Source organism: Actinomadura rugatobispora (assembly GCF_055379765.1).
This window is the reverse complement of sequence record NZ_AP029191.1, coordinates 286,028-305,934: the sequence shown is the minus strand read 5'-3', so window position 1 is coordinate 305,934 and position 19,907 is coordinate 286,028. Positions and strand designations below refer to the sequence as shown.

The window sequence follows — 19,907 nt, the reverse complement described above, 5'->3', positions numbered from 1 at the left end:
GCGCCGAGTCGGGCTCGTGGCGCGATGATGCGATAGTCTCGCGCCGACGTCCGACCCGGCGGGTAAGAGTCACAAGAAGAACAATTGTAGGGAGTTCGAACATGGCACGCCGCGCCGAGAACCTGGCTCCGGGTGATGCCACCCGGGCCCGGCTGGTCGATGGGGCCGCCGCGTGCTTCTACCGCTACGGAGTCGGCAAGACGACGATCGACGAGATCGCCCGTGAGGTTCGACTGTCCCGTCGGACGGTCTACCGCTACTTCGCGTCGAAGGAGGACATATTCGTCGCGGTCATCTCCCGCGAATTCGAGGAGTTGAGCCGCGAGGGCCGGCTCATCTACGAGAGGGCGTCGTTCGGCGAGGGCGTCATCGAGGTCGCGCTGTTGATGTCCCGGCGAGTCAACGAGAGTCCGACCTTGTCCCGTCTCTTCGCAGTCGAGGAGTCCGGCCAGACGATGGAGGCGTTGTTCGGCGGCACGGAGTTCACTCGCCTCGTTGAACGCTTCCTTGCGCCACTGATCCGCCGCGCGCAGCAGCGCGGAGAGTTGCGCAAGGACATCACGGTCGCCGACGCGACCGAGTGGGTCACGCATCTGGTGTTCTCGATGCTCGGGCCCAACCCGGTCATCAGTCGCCATGACGACGAGCACGTGAAGTTCATGCTTCGCACGTTCGCGTTGCCGGGGCTGATGCTGCCCGAAGCCGAGCAGGCGGTCGAGGCGCCGAAGGCCGGCACGCGCCGGTCGCGTGGCAAGGAGCAGTAGCCCTCGCCGCGGCGTCGGGTCAGCCGGTGAGGCCCTGAGCACCGACCTCGGGAACGATGTGCTCGATGAGGAAGTCGGCGATGGGGGTCGGCACGTCGTGCTGACCGGCGAGACCGGCGGCCAGTGCAAGGTCTTTCGCCCACATCCGTGCCATGCCCTCGCGGCCGGTCGTGTAGGTCTCCTCCTGGGCGCGAATCCGGTCCCAGTTGTTGCTGACCCAGCTCGAGCCCACTCCACCGGCGCCGATGACCTCGAGCAGCGACTCGTCGAAGCCGCAACCCCGGGCGATGGCCAGGGCCTCCCGCACCAGCGCGACGTTGCTGGTGGCGAGGAAGTTGTTGACGATCTTGGCGCTGACGCCGGCGCCGGTCTCGCCGACGTGGAACACGTTGCTCGCCATGAGGTCGAGCACCGGGCGGCAGCGCTGGACCGCTCGAGTGGGCCCGCCGACCATGAAGGTGAGGGTCCCGGCCCGAGCGGCCACGTCGCCGCCCCCGGTCATGGCCACGTCGATGACGTGCACGTCCTGGCGCATCGCGATGTCCGCGAGCTCTCGCACGAAGGCAGCGGAGACCGTGCTGTGGATGGCGATCACGGTGCCGGGTGCGGCGGTCGTGAGCGCTCCCGGGCCGGTGGCGTCGCCGAGCAAGGCCGCCCGCACCTGCGTCTCGTCGAAGACGGCCACGCACAACACCTCGACGCCAAGGCACGCCTCGCCGGAATGCGCAGCGGCGGTCGCCCCGAGATCAGTCAGTTCCGCCACGGCCTCGGCGCGAGTGTCGTACACGACGGTCTCGACGCCCGCGGCGCGTACGTTGCGGGCCATCCCTGCCCCCATGTTGCCAAGCCCGATGAAGCCGACGCGGAGAGCCAGGCCGGGTGCGTCCGGCGCGGTCGCGGCGGGCGGGGGAGTCGAAGCGCTCATCTCATGTCCTCGCGGGTTCCGTGTGTGAAGTCGGTCGCATATCATGACACCATGACGCAGATAATGTATCAATGTGACTAAGGAAGTCTGCGTCGCCGAAGGGGCAATCATGGTGAACGCCGCAGTGGTGGTCGGGGCGCTCCGGTCGCCCATCGGCAAGGGAAAGCCGACGGGCGCGCTGGTCGGCATTCATCCGATCGACCTGCTGAGCCAGGTGCTCGCCGCACTTGTCGAGCAGACCGGGGTCGACCCGGCAGAGGTCGAGGACGTGGTCACCGGCTGCGTATCGCAAGTGGCCGAGCAGTCGGCGACGCCAGGACGCTGGGCCTGGTTGGCGGCCGGCCTGCCCGAGCACGTGCCGTCGGTGACCATCGACCGCCGCTGCGGTTCGAGCCTGCAGTCGCTGCAGTTCGCTTACCAGGCCATCGCCGGTGGCAGCCAGGACGTGGTCGTCGCGGCGGGTGTGGAGTCGATGAGCCGGGTGCCGATGGGTTCCAACCGGCAGGGCGCCGATGCGTTCGGCGGCGCCGCGCGGCGCTACCCGCCTGGGCTCGTGTCCCAGGGCATCGCCGCCGAGCTCGTCGCGGCCCGCTGGGGGCTGGGCCGAGAGCTGCTCGACGAGTACTCGGTCACCTCGCACCGGCGTGCGGCGCAGGCCCGCGCGGCCGGCGCTTTCGACGCCGAGATCGTCCCGATCCGCAGCGCATCCGGAGCGGTGGTCTTGGACCAGGACGAGACGATTCGCGAGGGTTCGACGGTCGAGGCGCTGTCCGGCCTTCGGCCCGCCTTCGAGAATGAGGTCGACAAGCAGCGATTCCCCGAGATCGGCTGGTCGATCACGGCGGGTAACTCGTCGCCGCTGGCAGATGGGGCTTCGGCTCTGCTCGTTGTCAGCGAGCGGTATGCGGAGAAGAACGGCCTGACGCCGATGGCGCGGATCGTCGGTGGCGTCGTGACCGCCGAGGACCCGATCCAGATGCTCACGGCGCCGATCCCGGCGACGACGAAGCTGCTCGACCGGTTGGGGCGCGAGCTCGACGACATCGATCACGTCGAGGTCAATGAAGCCTTCGCCCCCGTGCCGCTTGCCTGGGCGGGCAGCCTCGACGCCGACCCGGATCGACTCAACCCGCGCGGTGGTGCGATCGCACTAGGGCATCCGACGGGCGCCTCCGGCGCGCGGTTGGCCACCACGGCCGTGCACGCCATCGGGGGTTCGACGAAGAGCGCCCTCGTCACGATGTGCGAGGCGGGCGGCATGGCCAACGCGTTGCTGCTCGAAGCTCTCTGACCCCGAACATGCCGAGCCTGAACCGGCTCACAGCCCGAAAGGCGGCCATGGACGTCTACTTGATGTACATCGACGGTGAGTGGGTGCCGGCACGGTCCGGCAGGACCTTTGAGTCGGTCGACCCATGGTCCCAGGAGGCGTTCGCGCGCATCCCCGAGGGTGACGAGACCGACGTCGACCGAGCGGTAGCGGCCGCTCGCTCGGCAGTCGTCGAGTCGGACTGGGCTGCGAGTGCGTATCCCCGCGCCGCGACCCTGCGCCGCTTCGCCGACCTGCTCGACCGGGATGTCGAGCGCCTGGCCAGGCTGGAGTCGCGTGACAACGGCAAGGTCATCCGCGAGGAGCGCGGGATGTACGGCTCGATCAGCGGGTACTTCCGCTACGCCGCCAGCGTCGCTGAGACCTATGTCGACACCGTCCCCGCGGGTCGCGACCCGCGGGTCCTGGCGATGACCCGACGAATGCCGTACGGCGTGGTCGGCATTCAGTCGCCGTGGAACACGCCGGGCGTGATCATGGCCCAGTCGGCCTCTTCCGCGCTGGCGGCCGGCAACACGATCGTGGTCAAACCCTCCGAGGTCGCCCCGGTCTCGACCCTCGCACTCGCTGAGCTCGCCCACGAGGCCGGCTTCCCGCCGGGAACCTTCAACGTCGTCACGGGCATGGGCGCCGTCGTCGGCGCCCGGTTGTGCTCCCACCCCGACGTGGCGAAGCTGGCGTTCACCGGTAGCCCGGCGGGAGGCAGGATCGTTGCCCGGCACGCGGCGGACCGGCTGGTTCCAGTCGTCATGGAGCTCGGCGGCAAGTCGGCCAATGTGGTGTTCGCCGATGCCGATGTCGAGAAGGCGGCCCTCGCCGTGGCTCAGGGCTTCACCGCTGCGGCCGGCCAGAGCTGCATGTGCGGTGGCCGGGCCATCATCGAGGACTCCATCCACGACCGAGTCCTCGAGCGGGTCCTCGAGTACGTCGACGGCCTGGTGATCGGCGACCCGTCCGACGAGGCCACCGACATGGGTCCGACCGCCACCGTCGGTCAGCTCGAGCGGATCAGGTCTTACGTCGCGGCGGGTCGCGAGGACGGCGCCCGTCTGGTCTACGGCGGGGAGCAGCTCGACCACCCCCAGCTGATCCGGCCGGCGATCTTCACCGAGGTGTCCCGCTCCATGCGCGTCTTCCAGGAGGAGGTCTTCGGTCCGGTCTTGGCGATCTCGCGATTCAAGTCCGAGCGGGATGCTGTCGAGCTCGCCAACGACACCGCGTACGGGCTGTCGCTGGCCGTGTGGACGAAGAACCTGGACCGTGCGCATCGGGTGAGTAACAAGCTGTCCGCCGGCACTGTGTGGGTCAACCAATACCGGCGCGGCGACCCGGCGTACGCGATGGGCGGGATCGCCGAGAGTGGTTACGGCCGGGTCAGCGGGATCGAGGGCTACGAAGAGATGACCTACACCAAGAGCGTGCAGATCCTGCTAGAGGACGGCGATGGCTGAGCGCTCGCCTGAGGTCGAGCTGTCCCTCGTGGTCTTCGGTCGTCGCGAGGTCGCGGACCGCGTGGTCGAACTGGAGCTGGGTCCGCGACCCGGCACCGCCCTGCCGGCGTGGGAGCCAGGGGCGCACGTGGAGCTCCAGCTCGCCCCGGACCTGCTTCGTCACTACTCGTTGTGCGGCGACACGGGCGACGGTGGTCGCTGGCGGATCGCGGTGCTGCAGCCCGAGACGAGCCGCGGCGGCTCGCGGGCCGTCCACGAGAACCTGCGACCGGGCGCCGAGGTGATCGTGCGAGGACCGCGCAACCGCTTCCCCCTCGTCGATGCCGATCATTACGAGTTCGTGGCGGGGGGGATCGGCATCACCCCGTTGATCCCGATGATCGCCGAGGCTGACCGACGCGGAGCGAGCTGGCGGCTGACTTATGGCGGCCGCAGTCCCGCGTCGATGGCCTACGGCGAGGAGCTCGAGCGTCGCCATCCGGGCGCCGTCGAGCTCTGGCCGCAGAACGAACGCGGTCTGCTCGACTTGGACGTCGTGCTCAAAGAAGCCGGTCTCGGGACGGCGGTCTTCGCCTGCGGGCCCGACGGGCTGCTGGCCGCACTCGAGCAGCGGGCGGCGGGCGCGGACTGGACTCTCCGTCTCGAGCGGTTCGTCGCCGGTCAGGTGGACGATGGCGAGAACCGGGCGGTCGAGCTCGAGCTCGTCGACAGCGAGGTCACGATCGTCGTCGCGCCTGACGAGACGCTGCTCGAAGCGGTCGAGAAGGCCGGCGTCTTCGCGATGTCGTCCTGTCGTGAAGGCATCTGCGGGACGTGCGAGACGCGGGTGCTGGCCGGACGACCTGAGCACCGTGACTCCTACCTGACCGACGAAGAGCGAGCCGAGGGCGACGTGATGATGATCTGCGTGTCGCGGGCGCTCTCCGACAAGCTCACCCTCGAGCTGTGAGCCGACGATTCTTGGAGACTTCGATGACCGCCACGACGGAAGACGCTCGCGAGATCACCGTCGACGACCGCGCTCACATCTATCTCGACGGCAAGTGGGTCGAGCCGACGGGCGAGCAGGATCTGGTGGCGGTGACGAACTCGGGGTCCGGCGAGGTGCTCGCCAAGGTCGCTCAGGCATCGATGGCCGACGTCGATCGCGCGGTTCAGGCCGCGAGGCTGGCCACGGAAAGGTGGTCGTCCTCCTCGGTGGCCGAGCGGGCGGCGCTGCTGGAGCGACTCGCCGATGAGATCGAGGCGCGGGCCGACGAGATCGCTTGCACCGTGGCGCTCGAGGTCGGCACGCCGCTGCGGATGTCGCGGCTGCTCCAGGTCGGGCTGCCTCTCAGCGTGCTGCGCGGCTATGCCGCCGACGTGCGAGAGCTGGAACTGGAGCAGACGATCGGCAACTCTCTGGTCCATCGGACGCCGGTCGGCGTGGTCGGTGCGATCACCCCGTGGAACTACCCGCTGCACCAGATCGCCGCGAAGCTCGGTGCCGCCATCGCGGCGGGCTGCGGGACGGTGCTCAAGCCCGCCAACGTCGCTCCGCTGAGCGCGTTCATCCTTGCCGAGGCGGCGGATGCGGCCGGCGTGCCGGCCGGCCTGCTCAATGTCGTCACGGGTGAAGGTCCGGGGGTGGGCGAGGCGATCGCGGGGCACCGGGACGTGGGCATCGTCTCCTTCACGGGATCGACGCGGGCCGGCGCTCGCGTCGCCGCGGTCGCGGCGGCCAACATCACGAAGGTCGCCCTCGAGCTTGGCGGCAAGTCCGCCAGCATCATCGCCGAGGACGCCGATCTCACCACGGCGGTGAAGGCGTCGGTTCGCCACGCGTTCACGAACTCGGGACAGACCTGCACGGCGTGGACCCGCATGATCGTTCCGCGATCCCGGCTGGTCGAGGTCGACGAACTCGTGGCCGCTGAGATGGCCAAGATGCCGGTGACGCACCCTCTCGCTGAGGGCGCGCGGCTGGGCCCGCTGGCATCCGCTGCCCAGAAGCGAACCGTCGAGGACTATCTCGAGGTCGCTCGTGCGGAGGGCTTGCGTGAGATCGCCCGAGGCAGCGTGGACGACCTCGGCCACGAGGGCGGCTACTACGTCGCACCCGTCGCCTACTCCGACGTGCCACGCGGCTCGCGTCTGGCGCAGGAGGAGATCTTCGGCCCGGTCTTGGTGATCGTTGGACACGACGGCATCGACGACGCGGTCGCGATCGCCAACGACTCCGACTACGGTCTCGCCGGTGGAGTATGGTCCGCCGACGAAGAGCGGGCGGTGGCCATCGCCAAGCGCATTCGCACCGGGCAGATCGACATCAATGGCGCGCGGTTCAACCCGCGAGCTCCGTTCGGTGGCTTCGGTCGGTCCGGCATCGGGCGCGAGCTCGGCCGGTTCGGCATTGAGGAGTTCCTTGAAGTCAGCGCCATTCAACAATGAGCGCGCTGGGCCGCGCGCAATGATGGAGGGGAGGCGAAGCACCCATGAGCACCGGCCAGAACATCACGGGATACTTCTTCGACTGGCGCCGCGAGGCCGAGCGCGACGGTTGGCACCTTGCGGACGGCACCTGGCGGCACCAGGAGACACATGAGGAGCACGCGGACGACTTCTATGTCTACCTCGGCAGCGAGTACTGGGTCGAGGCTTGGCCGGTCGGCGAGGGGTCCGGGGCGCGCGAGCCCGACCGGCCGGCACATCGTGAACGGGAAACCGCCGGGTAGCCGCTCGTCCCAGACCTCGCCTGTCGCGACACGAGGGCCCGGCAGATTGCCGGGCCCTCGTGCGTGTGTGCGGCTCAGTGCTCAAGGTATTCCAGGCCGTGCACATGCGAGTCGTCGCCCGCGGTGAGCTTCCCGAAGACGCGGTCAGGGAAGTGTCCGCCGGCGAAGTAGACGTTCTCCTCTTGGAGAATCTCGTTGATCTTCGCCCGGCTCTCGTGGGCCTTCGCGGAGTCCTGGTCGAAGACGAAGCTCATGCCGTCGTGCTGGAGCTCGACGGGACAGTGGAACGCATCACCGATGACCAGGGCCTTGCCGTCCGTCCCGTTGGCGAGCACCGAAACGTGGCCCCAGGTGTGACCCGGGGTCGGCACGACGACGACGCCCGGGAAGATCTCGGTCTGCGAGTCCACGAGCTCGACTGAGCGGCGCATCATCGCGATCTGCTCGTCCGTGGCGCCCTTGACTCGCTCGGCCGGGTCGGTCTCGGTCGACCAGTAGTCGAGCTCGGCGGTAGCCATGAAGTAGCGAGCGTTCGGGAAAGTCGGCTCGTCGGGTCGTTCGGGATCGATGACCCAGCCGACGTGGTCCAGGTGCAGGTGGCTGAACACGATGCCGTGGACGTCCGCGGGCTCCAAACCGACGGTGGACAGGCTCTCGAGCAGAGCGCCTCCGATCAGGTCCCCGCGGAACTGGCCGTTGGTCAGTGCTGTGACGTCGACCTTGTTGGGTCCGAAGCCCAGATCCACCAGCACGTTGTGCTCGCGGGTACGGATGAGGAACGCACCGACGCTCATGACCAGCAGACCGTCGTCGTCGATGACCTCAGGATGCCTGTCCCAGACTCCTTCGGGGGCATCGGGATAGTGGGTCGGTGCCTCCACGTGGTGCACGCCGTCCGGCAGGAATGTGACCGTCAGGCCGCCGAGCTCAAGGGAAGTCAGAGCAGCGCTCCAGACGCGAGGACTCTGCTCCTTAACGGGTGTTGAGGACATGACGAGTCGTTCCTTTCAGCGGGGGTCGAGCTTCGGAAGCACGCCGAACCGCCCGGTCAGGACCCCGAGCGTTCTTCGGAGAAGGTGCGTCCCAAGTGGTGACACTATCGCGGGATTTTGTGACAGTCGATACTCGTCGGCAGATTTCGCGAACTGAGCCGACCCTGTCCGGGGAGCGGACGGGAGCCCTCAGCCGCCCACGACCGCGCGGCCAAGACCTGGGAGCAGCGTCCGTGAGTGGACACGACCGAGCGACCCATCAGTCGGAGCCGGATGGCATCGCGCCAGAGATCATCGCGCTCGTCGCACTCGACCGCTTGCCCTTCGAAGACCGCGAGCGATCGGTCGGCGAACTCGTTGACCTGACGGGCCGTGTCGTCGCGGTCACAGGAGGAGGTGGAGGTGCGCTCGGCCGGGCACTGGTCGATCGATACGCATCTGCCGGAGCGGCCGTTGCCGTCCTGGACATCGAGTTCGCCCAGGCTGAGGAGGTGGCGGCGCGCTACCGAACGGTGGGGTGTGCCCACGCGGCCACTGCGGGCCGACGTCACAGAGTGGGAAGACATTCATCGGGCGATGCGCACCGTGGACCGCGAGCTCGGCCCGCGCGACGTCCTGGTCGACGATGCCGGTGGAGCCATGCGTTCACACGGCCGATTCATGGACCGGCTTCCGGAGACGATTGCGCGGCTGGTCAATCTCAACTACCTGGGCACCATGTAGCGAGCCGTGCGGCTCTGGAGGTGATGATCCCGCGTGGGTCGGGCCGAATCGTGAACATCGCGTCAGAGGGTGGCAAGACCACAGTGCCCGGCCTGGTGGTCCACAACAGCACCAAGTCTGGGGGTCAATCGGATTCGCCCGGAACCTGGCATTCGACTCGCAGGGCACGGGGGTGTCCACCGTTGCCGTTCGTCCGGGTGTGATGGTCGGCCCCCACGCGCTCGAGCGGATGCGTGGGGGATCGACGCCACAGAGCCGGATGGCGTCGGCCGGCGGCATGGAGAAGTCGAACATCGGCCGCTTCTCGCTGCCCGAAGAGGTCGCTGCGATGGCGGTGGTGTCGTCCTCGGCGGCAGGTGCGTGACTGAGCGGCACGGCTGTCTCCGTCGGAGGCGGGATGACGGACTTCTGACGACGTGGCCTCGGCGCACCGACGTCCAGGCCCCTACGCCTGGCTACATGATGTCTCGGGGAGTGGCGCAGCGCGACGACGACGGTTTGTGCGCCCGGTAGCCCCTCGGCAAACCGGCGAGGGATACACAGAGTCACGAAAAGTGTGTCAGTGGCCCCAGTAAGCGGCGGAGAAGATCCTCCAGTGCCACCGGAACATGGTCGACAGACCCTACTCGGCACGAGAAGTGGTGTACGTGACGAGGTAGTGCGCCAGCGTGACCGACGTGAGGTGGTGCATGTCGTAGATCGCATCTATGCATGTCAGAGGCTAAATCGAGGCGCATTGGCCGAGAGAGGCCGTCTGGTCGACGAAGGCTTGGTGTGATGCTTGACACATGAACGTAAATCTGTGACTGTCAATTGGCCGCATGTTGAGACCTGAGCGTCCCAGGGAACGGGAGACGACGTGTTGAAGCGACAAGAGCGGACACCGGCCGGTGAAACGTTGCTCGAGGTGCGCGGACTGCGAGCGGGCTACGGCGCCGGCGCGGTCGTCCGTGACCTCGACCTGACCGTCGTGTCCGGTGAAGTCGTCGCCCTCGTGGGCCCTAACGGTGCCGGGAAGACGACGACGCTGCTGACCCTGGCGGGCGAGCTGTCGCCGCTGGCCGGCGAGATCTCGTTCTTCGGCGACAGCCGCCCCCAGCGGCTGCACCAGCGCGCGAGCCGCGGGCTCGGGCTCGTCACCGAGGAGCGCTCGGTCTTCATGCGCCTCACCACGATGGAGAACCTTCGAGTCGGTCGCTGTGACATCGACTACGCCTTGGACCTGTTCCCAGAGCTGAAGTCGAAGCTACGCATGACCGCCGGACTGCTTTCCGGAGGGGAACAGCAGATGCTGACGCTCGCTCGGGCCCTCAGTCGGTCACCACGTCTTCTTTTCGTCGACGAACTCTCGCTCGGTCTGGCTCCCCTCGCTGTCGACCGCCTGCTGACCGCGGTGCGTCGCGCAGCAGATGACGGCCTGGGCGTCCTCCTCGTCGAGCAGCATGTCGACAAGGTTCTGAAGCTCGCCGACACCGCCATCGTGCTCCGACGGGGCACGGTCGAGATGGCCGCACCCGCGGCCGAGCTCCGCGAGCGGTTCCACGAGATCGAGGCCTCGTACCTGCAGGGCGGCGGACGGTCGGACCACCACGACGACGAGTCCGTGGAGGTCTCACGATGACCTGGATCCAGTACGTGCTCCTTGGCCTGGGCATGGGCAGCGCCTACGTCCTGCTCGCCCAAGGCATCGTGTCGATCTACCGAGCCTCCGGAGTCGTGAACTTCGCGCATGGAGGCCTGGCCATGGCCGGCGCCTACCTGTACCACGTCGAGTTCCGCACCACTCTTGGCTGGAGCGAAGTCCCGTCGTTCATCGTCGCCGTGCTGGCGGTCACACTCCTCGCAGGCCTCATCCATCCGTTGGTGATGAGGCCGCTGCGGCGGTCGGCAGCCCTGACGCAGGTGATCGCGACCCTGGGCATCCTCATCGTTCTCCAGGCGATCGCATCCCTGCGCTGGGGGACCGCTCTGGTCTCGGCGCAGCCGGTCCTTCCTTCAGGATCGATTCACCTCGGCAATGACCTCGTGCTGCCCGCCGATCGCCTGTGGCTCACGGCGATCGCGGTCCTGGTCACCGCTGCGCTCTACCTCTACGGCCAGCGCGCTCTGTCCGGGATCGCGGCTAGAGCCGGTGCCGAGAACCAGCGCTCGATCTCGGCGCTCGGCTGGTCGCCAGATCGTCTGTCCACCACGAGCTGGGCGGCGGGCGGAGGCTTGGCCGCGGTCGCGGGCATCCTGGTCACTCCCTACTCCGGTCTGAACATCACTGTCCTGACCTTCATCGTCATCGCAGCCCTCGCCGCCGCGCTCGTCGGTGACTTCTCGAACTACTGGCTGGTCCTCGTCGGCGGTCTCTCCATAGGCATCGTCCGGAGCCTCATCGCAGGACCGCTGGAGCAGTACGTACCGACAGGCTCCGAAGACGCCGTGCCCTTCTTCCTGATCCTGATCATGATGATCATCCGCGGCCGCGGTATTCCGATGCGAGGGGCCGTCGCAGACCGGCTGCCGTCACTGGGGTCGGGCCGAATTCGGCTAGGCCTCGCCATCCCGGCGGCCGTCGTGACGCTGGTCCTCGTCATGTTCGTGTTCAGTGACGACTGGAACATCACTATCGGCGTGATGGCCATGGTGTCGATCATCATGGTCTCGGTCGTCGTCCTGACCGGATTCACCGGGCAGCTTTCACTGGCGCAGTACGCCCTGGCGGGCTTCGGAGGCCTCTTCGGGGCGCGCATCGCCGGTGGTGCGTGGCACCTGCCGTTCAGCGTGGCGCTGGTCGTCGGCACGATCGGTGCCGCAGTGTGCGGCGTCATCCTCGCACTGCCGGCGCTCCGGACGCGTGGGGTGAACTTGGCGGTGATCACGCTCGGCATGGGTCTGGCCGTCCAGTCGCTCATCTTCAACAACAACCAGCTCACCGGTGGCACCGCCGGGGTGAGGCTCGACCCGCCGACCGTTTTCGGGCACAACATCGATCCAATCCTGTCGCCGACCGACTACACGGTTTTCACGCTGATCTGCCTGATCGTCGTCATGGTCCTCGTCGCCAACATGCGTAGAGGAGCCTCGGGACGCCGACTGATCGCTGTGCGGACCAACGAGCGCGCCGCGTCGGCGCTCGGGATCGACGTCGTCCGGGCGAAGATCGTTGGCTTCGCCATCAGCTCCGGCATCGCCGGCTTCGGAGGCGTGCTGTGGGCCTACCAGTACCCGAACGTCGTTCTCGGCACGGGCTTCCAGCCGATGGACTCGATCAACGCCGTCGGACTCACCGTTGCCGGTGGACTCGGTTGGGTGTTCGGTCCGGCGCTTGGGTCGGGCCTCCACCCCGGCGGTATCGGACGTGTGATCTCGGAGCACGTCGTTGCCATCGAGTCCTACATCCCGCTCGTCGGTGGTGTCGCCCTCCTGCTGATCCTCATCACCCACCCCGATGGGCAGGCAAGCGTGATCGCCCATGGTGGGAAGCGGATCGCGAAGCTCTGGGCAAGGGGACCGAAGGCCGGCGCTTCGGATGCGGCGGCGGCCGACCGCGAGCGGGACGAGCGGCTGGGACACGTCGATCCGGTCGAACCCGAGACGCTCAGTGTGCGGGGACTCGGTGTCCGGTACGGCGGCGTTGTCGCGCTCGACGGCGTCGACCTTCAGATCGAGCCCGGAAGCGTCATCGGTCTCATGGGTCCGAACGGTGCGGGCAAGACCACCTTCATCGATGCCGTGACCGGCTTCGTGCGACCCGTGACGGGAACGATCCACATCGGTGGAGCGGAGGTGACGCGCCGGGCCGCGTGGCGCCGGTCGCGCTTGGGAATGTCCCGCTCGTTCCAGTCGCTCGAGCTCATTGACGACATCACCGTTCGGGAGAATCTGCTGGCCGCGGCCGAGGAGCAGAACGGCCGGCACTACCTGACGGACATGATCTGGCCTCGCAAGCCACCGTTCTCCGCGGCCGCCGCGGCAGCGGTCCGTGAGTTCGGCCTCGCAGAGGTTCTCGACCGGATGCCGAGTGAGATCCCGTATGGAACTCGGCGCCTGGTGGCGATCGCTCGTGCCGTGGCGTCGAGCCCGTCGATCTTGCTGCTGGACGAGCCCGGCGCCGGCCTGGACGAGACAGAGAGCGCCGAGCTCGGTCGGCTTGTTCGCGGGCTGGCTGATCGCTGGGGGATGTCCGTGCTTCTGGTCGAGCACGACGTCCGCATGCTGATGGAGACCTGCGACCGCATTCTCGTCCTGGACTTCGGCGAACCGATCTTCGAAGGCACGCCTTCGGAGGTCGCTGAGGAACCTGCGGTCCTGGCCGCCTACTTGGGCCGGTCCGAAGCAGACGTCGCCGCGGACGAACAGACGGATCCAGAGCCGAGTCCGACCCTCTGAATCGCGGATGTAGCCATCAGCACCATCACACCACCCCATCACAGAAGGAAGCCACCTCATGCACGCACGCCCTAAGGCTGCTGCCGTCGCCACCCTGTTGCTCACCAGTCTGTTCGGGGTGACGGCCTGTGGTGATGCCTCCAGCACGCGCGGTAGTTCCGATGCCATTCAGATCGGCCTGATCACGCCGGTCGACACGAGCAGCAACAGCTACGACGACGCCGTCTCGGGAACTCGGGCCGCCGTTGCCGCGATCAACACGGCAGGAGGCGTGAACGGCAAGAAACTCGAGCTCGACTTCTGCAACGAGAAGACGGATCCGAACGCCGCTGCTGCTTGCGCTCGCAAGGCCGAGTCGGGGGACCAGATCGCCACGGTGGGCCTGTTCAGCACCAACATGCAAAGCGTCCTCCCGCAGTTCAAGACGCTTCCGAACATCGCGCCGTTCGCGCTCACTCCGGCCGAGATCGCCTGCCCGACGTGCTACACCTTCGACTCGTTCTCGATGGGTGCATTCATGAGTGCGGCAGACCTTGCGAGTCAGGCGGGCGTGAAGAGTGCCACGATAGTGACCTTTGACGTTCCGGTTTCGCATGAGGTCCAAGAGGCCACGAAGCGGCAGATGGAAGCGGCCGGGATTACTGTTGCGGACGTCATTTATGTGCCGCCGACGACGTCGGACTTGTCGAGCTACGCGCAGAAGGTAAAGGAGATCGGCCACGAGGGGCTCCTGCCGATGGTGACCGCGCAGGGTGCGTACTCGCTGCTGCAGGCTTTGCGACAGATCGACTTCCAGCCGACGCTTATCACCAACGACAACCAGGTGCCGCCGGCCAACATCGCCAAGCTCGGTGACTTCATCGAGGGCGCGCGGCTGGGCCTCGCCGTTCCGCCCGTGAGCGCCGCCGACAAGATCCCTGGTGTCAAGAAGTTCGTCGCCGACATGAAGGCCGCCGAGGAGGCCGGCGACAAGAACGCCGCCGACCGGTCCGCGCTCGCCATGCACTGCTGGCTCGCGGTCTACGCGGTCGCGGAGATCGCGAAGGGCGTCGACGGAGACGTGAATCGGAGGTCGTTCACCGATGCGCTGAAGTCTGCTAAGGACGTCGGCCTGCAGGGCATTCTCCCGCCGTGGACGCCGACCGCCAAGTCGCCCAAGAGGGTGCCGCCGGGCATGGTCCAGCCGCTCGTGTACTTCGGCGTGGTCGAGAATGGCGTGCTCGTGCTGTCGAACGACGACCCGTGGGACCTCTCCCAGAAGAAGTTCGTCCCCACGAGCTGACGACACGCACCCAGTCGAGGTATCGGAACACCCTATGCACAGGTAACCTGTGCATAGGGTGGTCTGCCTCGCCCCGCTGCCATCACTTCACTCCGGGGACGCCTCGGGGTCACCACCCGAAGGAGGCATCCGTGGATACCCAGAGGCATGCGGGCAAGGTCGCACTCGTCACCGGCGCAGCCAACGGCATCGGCCGCGCCACCGCCGAGCGTCTCGCGCGGGAGGGCGCCCGCGTGGTCGGGTGCAACATCAGCGACGAAGCGCGGGCGCGTGCGGAGGAGCGATTCGCCGGGCTCGAACTCGACATCGAGCTGGTCAAGGCGGACATCGCCGTACAGGAGGACGTCAATCGGCTCGTGGCCACAGCCGGACCAAGGATCGACCTGCTCGCGAACGTGGCCGGAGTGATGGATGGCTACACCGCGCTCGGCGACCTTGCCGACCACACCTGGCACCGGGTCCTGGAGGTCAACCTCACCGGGCTGATGCGCATGTGCCGTGCGGTCCTCCCGGGAATGATCGAGCAGGGTGGAGGCGCCATCGTCTCTGTCGGCTCACGGGCGTCGCTCGGTGCGGGGCCGGCCGGAGTCGCCTATGCGACGACCAAACATGGTGTCCTAGGTCTCGTGAAAAGCATCGCCTACTACTACGGGCCGCAGGGGATCCGCTCCAACGCCGCGCTGCCGGGCACGGTGCGTTCGGAGATGCACAAGAGCTCGGACCGCACCGGATGGGCGTTCGAGCGGGCGAGTCTGGCGAAGGCCACCATGCCACCCAAGGGCGAGCCGGACGAGATCGCAGCGCTGATCTCGTGGCTCGGGAGCGACGAGGCCTCGTTCGTCAACGGCGCGGTGGTCTCGGCGGACGGGGGGTGGTCGGCCGCATGAGCGGACTCGCCGAACACGCCGGGTCGGGACTGGCGGCGGAGCTGCTGCTGGCGACCATCCGGCTGCGAGCGCGACTTCGCGCCGAGCAAACCTCGTTGACTTCTGGTCAGTCGATGTCGCAGCTGTCCGCGCTCGGACGTCTGGCCGACGTCGGTCCGGTGACGACCACCGAGCTGGCCGCACTGGAGCACGTGAGGCAGCAGTCGATGGCGGAGACCGTGGCCGCGCTACGCGTCGCCGGGCTGGTCGAGGCCGTTCCCGACGTGAGGGATCGCCGCCGGATGCTGCTCACCATCACAGACAGCGGTCGGGAGTTGGTGGAGAGCGTCCTGAGGCACCGGGCCGCATGGTTGTCCGAGGCCATCGACTCGCGCCTGAGCAGCGAGGAGACCGAGCTTCTCGCTGCCGCCTGCCCCCTCATCGCACGCCTGGCGGAGGCCTGATTCGTGACGCTTCTCGCTCAGGACGGCGAGGTGGTGACGATGAGCTGGGCTGACGGCCCTTCGAGAGTGACGCGACATTGTTGCGCCGAGGTGCCGCCGAACGGTAGGTGCCCGTCAAAGGTGCAGCCCCAGGCAGGACGAGGGTCGCCGCTCGGCGAGCGTGTCGTGTTCCCTGTGGCTCCCAGGCGGACGAGCTTCGGATGTCGAGTCGTCCTGCGGTCACGAGCCATTTGCTCATCGCGTCGCCTCCTCGAGTTCGCAGATGTCCGCGCGGTTGGCGACGGTCCGGCCGACCTCGGCCTGGAGGTCGGTGACGGTGCCGGTCTCGTGGACCTTGAGCGGCTGCTCCGTCTTCATGGCCTCGATGACGACCACAGCGTCGTCCTCGGCGACGTCCTGGCCCTCCTCGACGATCTTGACGATGGTGCCTGCATCGCCGCCGGCGGCGGCGCCGGCCTTCTTGCGGCCCGCACGCCTCAGCCTCTTCGCGCCGCTGGCGGGGCTGCGGCGAGCCTGCCGGGGAGCACGACCTCGAGCCGCTCGGGCGCGACCTCGACGACCACGCTCGGTCGCCGCGCTCGACGACGACGGACTGCCGCTCGCCTGGCCCAAATCAGCGGAGCCGGCCTCAGCGTGCTCGCCGGCGTAGGGCTCGATCCGGTTGTCGAACTCTGTCTCGATCCACTGGGTGCAGGCTCGAGCGAGCCGTCGCCGGACGGGTTGGATGCACCGACGTACGCCGGGTCGGACACGACCGCGCGGTGGAACGGGATCGCGGTCGGCATGCCGTCGACCCGGACGGAGGGGCCGCTTGGCGGGCTCCACGCCGACAGGGTGCTCGGAGCGGGCATGAAGTCGCAGCGAGCAGTCGCGCGTGGAGACCACGACCACGTTGCCGTAGTGGTCGGCCGGCCACCGGGTCTCGCCGTGGCGCGGCCGGCGAGGGACTTCTCGACCAGGCACTCGCCACGGCCGAACGCCGTGAAGGCCTCGCGGACTCGTAGGCGTCAGGGATCTCCCCGAACGTGCGGGCGACCTTGAGACCGCGGCCACCGCCGCCGAAGACCGCCTTGATGACGAACGGCAGGCCGTTCGCCTTCGCGAACTCGACGACCTCGTCGGCGTCCTTGACCGGTCCCTGGTGCCGGGGCCAGCGGCGCGTTCGCCTGGATGGCGGCCGGCGGGGGACCGACCCGGGTCAGCCCGGCGTGGATGCCTGCCCGGGCGAACTCGGCGTTCTCGGCGAGGAATCCGTAGCCGGGGTGGACCGAGTCGGCGCCGGGCTTCTCGGTGACCCAGATGATCTTGGCGATATCGAGGTAGGAGTCCGCCGGGGTGGCGCCGCCGAGCGAGCGAACCTCGTCGGCCGGCCGCACGTGCAGGGCGTCGCGGTCCGGGTCCGCGTAGACGGCGACGCTCCTGATCCCGACGCCCTTGCACGCCGGATCAGTGTCGGCGTGACAATCGACAGTCCATGAGCGAACGGTTCGACGTGCACGCAGTGTCTTCCGCGGGGTGAGCGGCCCGGAGGGGGCAGTTCCCGCAACGGCCAACCGGCACTGTCCGCCTGCTGGCTCTTGACACGGGGAACAGCGGCGCGGGGAGGCGATGACGTGCGGGATCCATCAGCCGGCTCGGTCTCATACGAGGACCCTCCATGACATAGTTCACAATGCGCGAATATTGTGCCAGTATGTCAATCGATGCACGAGGCGGAGTGCGACTCTTCAGTCGGCTGGCCGGAATCCCTGCGAAGCGAGGGTCGTTACGTGAATGAGTTCGAAGGCAAGATCGCTCTGGTGGTCGGCGCATCCGTGCCGGGCAACATGGGTGATGTCACTGCGCGGACGCTCGCGGACAAAGGCGCCACCGTTGTCGTTTCCGGCCTCGGGCGGGAGCCGTTGGAGGCGTTGGCCCGTGACATCGGCGGGTACGCGGTAGAGGCGGACATCACCCGGCAGGATGACACGCAGCGACTGGTGGCAGCGGTGATCGAGCGCTACGGCCGGCTCGATATCGCCGCCAACTTCGTGGGGGTCGCGGACCGGGTGTTGATCCGTGACATCACCCCGGAGCATCTCGAGCGGATGACATCGATCAACTACCACGGCACGGTGTGGTTCATTCAATCGGTCGCCGACAAGATCGTTGATGGCGGCGCCATCGTCACGACATCCTCGCTGGGCGCGTACGACGCGTTGGTGGGTGTGGCGGGATACGTCTCCGCCAAGCGCGCCGCCGATCGGTTCCTCCAGGCCGCCGCAATCGAATACCGCGACAAGCGGTTGCGCATCAACTCCGTCATCCCGACCGCCAACGACACTCCGATGTTGCGCAAGGGAATCGAGCAGTACGGCGTCGCGTTCGAGGACCACATGAAGGCCTTCATCGACCTGACGCCGCTCAGCCGGTCCTCCACCGCCCAGGACATCGCCTGGCTGGTATGCGTGATGCTGCGCGATGAGTTCTTCGAGACCGGCCAATCATGGCACTACGGCGGGGGCAACTCGTTGCTCGGGCATCCACGCTCGCTTGGCTGAACGGCACCTGCCTGGAGCGAATGCGAATCACGGTCGCGTCGAGGGCGGCAGCTGCCCGTCGTGCGAGCGAAGATCTGGGAACGACTTCGGAGACCGCTTTCGGCGCCTGGTCGGCGGCAGCGATTGGATTGACATATGGGCACACCATCGTGCCATCCTGACACCCTGATGATCCCCAAGGACCTGCCATGAGCGACCTGGCCGACCGCATTCGCTTGGACGATCCGTCGTGGTATCGACAAGACGATGCCCACGATCTCTTGGACGAGGCGCGTCGGGTTGACCCGGTCTTGTACTTCGAGGACTTCAACACATTCCTGCTCACCAGGTACGAGGACATCCGGTACGTCAGCCGAACGCCTGAGATCTACAGCTCGGCGCACGGCATCACGCTGAACGATGCCAAGTACGGCGACATCACGCACTCCTTCTTCCCTGAAGGCGCAGAGCTCATAACTGCGACCGATCCGCCTCGGCACCGCGAGCTGCGACGAGTGATCCAGCCGACTTTCGCGCCACGCGCGATCGCGGACATGGAGCCGCGGATCCGCGCGAACGCGATCGACCTCGTAGCCCGGATCAAGCCGGGCGAGGAGATCGACGTGGTCGACCAGATCGCTGTGCCGTTGCCGATCCATACGATCTGTGCGGTGTTGGGAATCGAATCGGTGCCTGTCGACCATATTCGTTCCTGGACCGACGACGTGGAGCGTATGGGTGGGGACCTCAGCAAGGCCGAGCTGGCGGAAGTCGCGCAGAGTCTGGTGCCACTCAACGAGTTCCTCGTGGCAGCTCTTGAGGCGAAGCGAGGTTGCACGGGGGCCGATCTGATTTCGACCCTGTTGCAGGCCGAGATCGACAACGAGAAATTGAGGGACATCAATATCCTCATGTTGACCACGGCAACCCTCGTGGCCGGCAATGGGACCACGCGCAGCCTCATCGGCAACACGATCGACACTCTTGCCGCGCACCCCCGTGAGCTCGATCGACTGGTTTCGGACCCGAGCCTCTGCGCATCCGCCATCACCGAGGTGCTGCGCTTCACGGCTCCTGTCCCGGGCTTCTTGCGAACGGTGACATCAGACACCGTCCTCAATGGCACTAGGATCCGACGAGGTCAGCACGTCTACATGTGCTATGGCGCCGCGAACCGTGACCCAAGCGTGTTCTCCGACCCGCATCGCTTTGACGTTGGTCGGGACCGAAGGCCGGTCCACCTCTCGTTCGGGTCGGGTGAGCACGCGTGCCCCGGTAATTTCATTGCCCGCCTAGAGGTGCAGGTTCTTCTCAACGAACTCGTCACTCGCTTCGTCGGGTGGGAAGTCGGCGCCGATCCAGTGCCTGTCATGTCGATCATGACCAACGCGTACGAGCGTCTTCCCGTCACGTTTCATACGACACTGTGACTGCTGCGCAGAGTCCCGAGCTTCAGCCGATGGCTCGGACTCGTGCAACGCTCCCGGCAGATGCGCGTAA

At 67.3% G+C, this 19,907-nt stretch carries 18 protein-coding genes and 1 pseudogene; 15 read left to right on the top strand and 4 right to left on the bottom strand.

Annotated features, from left to right (window positions below; all coding sequences use genetic code 11):
- The first annotated feature begins 101 nt into the window (after positions 1–101).
- The gene (locus ACZ466_RS01100; protein ID WP_378280943.1) at positions 102–764 is read left to right on the top strand and encodes a TetR/AcrR family transcriptional regulator; all 663 of its coding nucleotides are present in this window, start codon (positions 102–104) and stop codon (positions 762–764) included.
- Between the two features lie 19 nt (positions 765–783).
- On the opposite strand, the gene ACZ466_RS01095 is transcribed toward ACZ466_RS01100, so the two are convergent.
- Positions 784–1,689 (bottom strand): NAD(P)-dependent oxidoreductase, encoded by a 906-nt coding sequence (locus ACZ466_RS01095; protein WP_378280944.1) that lies wholly within the window; start codon positions 1,687–1,689, stop codon positions 784–786.
- Positions 1,690–1,801: 112 nt separating this feature from the next.
- Here ACZ466_RS01095 and ACZ466_RS01090 point away from each other — a divergent pair, with 112 nt between their 5' ends.
- From ACZ466_RS01090 to ACZ466_RS01070, 5 genes are read left to right on the top strand one after another with little or no spacing between them, the layout of a single operon-like run.
- The gene (locus ACZ466_RS01090) at positions 1,802–2,980 is read left to right on the top strand and encodes a thiolase family protein (RefSeq protein WP_378281025.1); all 1,179 of its coding nucleotides are present in this window, start codon (positions 1,802–1,804) and stop codon (positions 2,978–2,980) included.
- A 47-nt stretch (positions 2,981–3,027) separates the two neighbouring features.
- Positions 3,028–4,470: an aldehyde dehydrogenase family protein gene (locus ACZ466_RS01085; protein WP_378280945.1), complete on the top strand. Its 1,443-nt coding sequence runs from the start codon at positions 3,028–3,030 to the stop codon at positions 4,468–4,470.
- Complete coding sequence (locus ACZ466_RS01080) at positions 4,463–5,419, top strand: PDR/VanB family oxidoreductase (protein WP_378280946.1); 957 nt, start codon at positions 4,463–4,465, stop codon at positions 5,417–5,419. Before ACZ466_RS01085 ends, ACZ466_RS01080 begins: the two co-directional genes overlap by 8 nt.
- A 23-nt stretch (positions 5,420–5,442) precedes the next feature.
- Complete coding sequence (locus ACZ466_RS01075) at positions 5,443–6,900, top strand: aldehyde dehydrogenase family protein (RefSeq protein WP_378280947.1); 1,458 nt, start codon at positions 5,443–5,445, stop codon at positions 6,898–6,900.
- A gap of 44 nt (positions 6,901–6,944) precedes the next feature.
- Complete coding sequence (locus ACZ466_RS01070; RefSeq protein ID WP_378280948.1) at positions 6,945–7,184, top strand: hypothetical protein; 240 nt, start codon at positions 6,945–6,947, stop codon at positions 7,182–7,184.
- A 74-nt stretch (positions 7,185–7,258) separates the two neighbouring features.
- Here ACZ466_RS01070 and ACZ466_RS01065 read toward each other — a convergent pair whose 3' ends face one another.
- Positions 7,259–8,176, bottom strand: a complete 918-nt coding sequence (locus ACZ466_RS01065; protein WP_378280949.1) for an MBL fold metallo-hydrolase — start codon at positions 8,174–8,176, stop codon at positions 7,259–7,261.
- A gap of 372 nt (positions 8,177–8,548) precedes the next feature.
- Here ACZ466_RS01065 and ACZ466_RS01060 point away from each other — a divergent pair, with 372 nt between their 5' ends.
- The 7 genes from ACZ466_RS01060 (at position 8,549) to ACZ466_RS01030 (ending at position 15,888) form a co-directional block, all read left to right on the top strand.
- Entirely contained in the window at positions 8,549–8,899 is a 351-nt protein-coding gene (locus ACZ466_RS01060; protein WP_464042667.1) for an SDR family NAD(P)-dependent oxidoreductase, read from the top strand.
- A gap of 172 nt (positions 8,900–9,071) precedes the next feature.
- Positions 9,072–9,263: a hypothetical protein gene (locus ACZ466_RS01055; protein WP_378280951.1), complete on the top strand. Its 192-nt coding sequence runs from the start codon at positions 9,072–9,074 to the stop codon at positions 9,261–9,263.
- 495 nt (positions 9,264–9,758) lie between these two features.
- The gene (locus tag ACZ466_RS01050) at positions 9,759–10,520 is read left to right on the top strand and encodes an ABC transporter ATP-binding protein (RefSeq protein WP_378280952.1); all 762 of its coding nucleotides are present in this window, start codon (positions 9,759–9,761) and stop codon (positions 10,518–10,520) included.
- Positions 10,517–13,276, top strand: a complete 2,760-nt coding sequence (locus ACZ466_RS01045; protein ID WP_378280953.1) for an ABC transporter permease subunit — start codon at positions 10,517–10,519, stop codon at positions 13,274–13,276. Before ACZ466_RS01050 ends, ACZ466_RS01045 begins: the two co-directional genes overlap by 4 nt.
- Before the next feature lie 58 nt (positions 13,277–13,334).
- Entirely contained in the window at positions 13,335–14,558 is a 1,224-nt protein-coding gene (locus ACZ466_RS01040) for an ABC transporter substrate-binding protein (RefSeq protein ID WP_378280954.1), read from the top strand.
- A gap of 131 nt (positions 14,559–14,689) precedes the next feature.
- The gene (locus tag ACZ466_RS01035; protein ID WP_378280955.1) at positions 14,690–15,445 is read left to right on the top strand and encodes an SDR family NAD(P)-dependent oxidoreductase; all 756 of its coding nucleotides are present in this window, start codon (positions 14,690–14,692) and stop codon (positions 15,443–15,445) included.
- Positions 15,442–15,888 carry a MarR family winged helix-turn-helix transcriptional regulator gene (locus ACZ466_RS01030; protein ID WP_378280956.1) on the top strand — a complete coding sequence of 149 codons (447 nt, stop codon included), beginning with the start codon at positions 15,442–15,444 and terminating at the stop codon, positions 15,886–15,888. Before ACZ466_RS01035 ends, ACZ466_RS01030 begins: the two co-directional genes overlap by 4 nt.
- 234 nt (positions 15,889–16,122) lie before the next feature.
- On the opposite strand, the gene ACZ466_RS01025 is transcribed toward ACZ466_RS01030, so the two are convergent.
- Together ACZ466_RS01025 and ACZ466_RS01020 are read right to left on the bottom strand one after the other, a co-directional pair.
- Positions 16,123–16,263 carry a biotin/lipoyl-containing protein gene (locus tag ACZ466_RS01025; RefSeq protein ID WP_464043999.1) on the bottom strand — a complete coding sequence of 47 codons (141 nt, stop codon included), beginning with the start codon at positions 16,261–16,263 and terminating at the stop codon, positions 16,123–16,125.
- Positions 16,264–16,692: 429 nt separating this feature from the next.
- Positions 16,693–17,390, bottom strand: a pseudogene (locus ACZ466_RS01020) (biotin carboxylase N-terminal domain-containing protein); the annotation flags it as partial.
- 267 nt (positions 17,391–17,657) lie between these two features.
- Between ACZ466_RS01020 and ACZ466_RS01015 the strand changes: the two are divergent.
- Both ACZ466_RS01015 and ACZ466_RS01010 read left to right on the top strand, forming a co-directional pair.
- Positions 17,658–18,428 (top strand): SDR family NAD(P)-dependent oxidoreductase, encoded by a 771-nt coding sequence (locus ACZ466_RS01015; protein WP_378280958.1) that lies wholly within the window; start codon positions 17,658–17,660, stop codon positions 18,426–18,428.
- A 188-nt stretch (positions 18,429–18,616) separates the two neighbouring features.
- On the top strand, positions 18,617–19,837 hold the full coding sequence (locus tag ACZ466_RS01010; protein ID WP_378280959.1) for a cytochrome P450: 1,221 nt from the start codon (positions 18,617–18,619) through the stop codon (positions 19,835–19,837).
- Positions 19,838–19,907 lie beyond the last annotated feature (70 nt).

What these genes read in the sequence shown, in the direction of transcription:
- ACZ466_RS01100 (WP_378280943.1), top strand. Translation starts at nt 102, where the DNA reads ATGGCACGCCGCGCCGAGAACCTGGCTCCGGGTGATGCCACCCGGGCC.
- ACZ466_RS01095 (WP_378280944.1), bottom strand. Translation starts at nt 1,689, where the DNA reads ATGAGCGCTTCGACTCCCCCGCCCGCCGCGACCGCGCCGGACGCACCC.
- ACZ466_RS01085 (WP_378280945.1), top strand. Translation starts at nt 3,028, where the DNA reads ATGGACGTCTACTTGATGTACATCGACGGTGAGTGGGTGCCGGCACGG.
- ACZ466_RS01080 (WP_378280946.1), top strand. Translation starts at nt 4,463, where the DNA reads ATGGCTGAGCGCTCGCCTGAGGTCGAGCTGTCCCTCGTGGTCTTCGGT.
- ACZ466_RS01075 (WP_378280947.1), top strand. Translation starts at nt 5,443, where the DNA reads ATGACCGCCACGACGGAAGACGCTCGCGAGATCACCGTCGACGACCGC.
- ACZ466_RS01070 (WP_378280948.1), top strand. Translation starts at nt 6,945, where the DNA reads ATGAGCACCGGCCAGAACATCACGGGATACTTCTTCGACTGGCGCCGC.
- ACZ466_RS01065 (WP_378280949.1), bottom strand. Translation starts at nt 8,176, where the DNA reads ATGTCCTCAACACCCGTTAAGGAGCAGAGTCCTCGCGTCTGGAGCGCT.
- ACZ466_RS01045 (WP_378280953.1), top strand. Translation starts at nt 10,517, where the DNA reads ATGACCTGGATCCAGTACGTGCTCCTTGGCCTGGGCATGGGCAGCGCC.
- ACZ466_RS01040 (WP_378280954.1), top strand. Translation starts at nt 13,335, where the DNA reads ATGCACGCACGCCCTAAGGCTGCTGCCGTCGCCACCCTGTTGCTCACC.
- ACZ466_RS01030 (WP_378280956.1), top strand. Translation starts at nt 15,442, where the DNA reads ATGAGCGGACTCGCCGAACACGCCGGGTCGGGACTGGCGGCGGAGCTG.
- ACZ466_RS01010 (WP_378280959.1), top strand. Translation starts at nt 18,617, where the DNA reads ATGAGCGACCTGGCCGACCGCATTCGCTTGGACGATCCGTCGTGGTAT.